Source organism: Flammeovirga aprica JL-4 (genome assembly GCF_012844305.1).
Taxonomy (GTDB): Bacteria; Bacteroidota; Bacteroidia; order Cytophagales; family Flammeovirgaceae; genus Flammeovirga; species Flammeovirga aprica.
Genome location: NZ_JABANE010000293.1, coordinates 1 through 1,282 on the forward strand (window position 1 = coordinate 1; position 1,282 = coordinate 1,282).

Sequence of the window (1,282 nt, forward strand, 5' to 3'; positions counted from 1 at the left end):
ATTTCAAAGAGCTGGTGATTTCTGAAATTGAAGCCATGGAAAAGGATAATGATCTCTGTACTAGAATGAAGCAAATGGATGAATTGGAAATCAAATGCTATTATTCTAAATCCCTTTTTTATGATGAATTGAATACCGCCAAGATCGTTAAGTCCTTTTTAAAGGAGAAAGTAAATGTGGATGCTGAACGTGTAAAAAGATGGCTGGATTTATTCAATTCCAAACAGCAATTCCCTCTGAGTGATGAACAGTTTGATGCCGTTTACGGAGCGGTTCAACAATCTTTCTCCATCTTAACCGGCGGGCCTGGATGTGGTAAAACGACGACAACGAAGGCTTTGGTAAAATTACTTTTAGCCATGAAAAAGCGTGTGCTGTTAGCGGCTCCTACAGGTCGTGCGGCACAGCGTATGGGAGAAGTAATTGGAAGAGAAGCACAGACCATTCACCGCCTATTAGTATGGCAACCCAATACGGGACAATTCAAAAAGAACGAAGAAGATCCTTTGGAAGTGGATTTTATTATTATCGATGAATGCTCTATGCTTGATATTTCCATTTCAGCTTCACTGCTTAAAGCCATTCCAAAATCTGCCCAAGTGCTCTTTATCGGCGACCCTAATCAGTTGCCTTCCGTGGGCGCCGGAAATGTGCTGAAAGATTTGATAGAAAGTGAAGTGGTGCCATGTTTCCACCTCAAAAAAATATTCCGTCAGGCACAGGAAAGTCAGATTATCAAGTTTGCCCATCAAATCATAAAACGACAAATTCCTAGGATAGAATCCCCTATCAACTCCCCTAAAATCTGGGAAGAAAATATGGATTGCTTGTTTATTGATTCGGATGAAGCGACAAAAGAGCAAACGCAATTCATCAAGAAAATGACGCAATCCATGAAGTATGTGATCCAAAACGAAGGGGTTGCTTTTGTTAAAGAAAAAGGTGCTGATGGAGAAGACGACACTTACAAATCCGTAATTCAAGAAGATGATATTTATATTCACAACACCTCTGAAAACGAGATAGAAGAAATCAGAAAAACGGGCGGAAGATCTTTTGTATTCCATATTCCTAATCATTACTTGCATGCTGATCTACAGACTTTGATTCAATCAGAGGATCATGCGTCTGCACTGAAAACCATTATGGAGGAAATTCATCCTTGGTCGAGTTTGCATTATGGATTTGTGGCTTCGGAAATGGTCGTTCGACTTTATGGCAAAACCATTAAAGAAAAGGTGGGGGCTAATTTAGAAACCCAAATTCTTACACCAATGACCGT

General features: G+C 39.9%; 1 protein-coding gene. It reads left to right on the forward strand.

Annotation, left to right across the window (positions count from 1 at the left end; all coding sequences use genetic code 11):
• On the forward strand, window positions 1–1,282 hold a 1,282-nt coding region (locus HHU12_RS33960; protein WP_169661154.1), incomplete at both ends, for an ATP-dependent DNA helicase.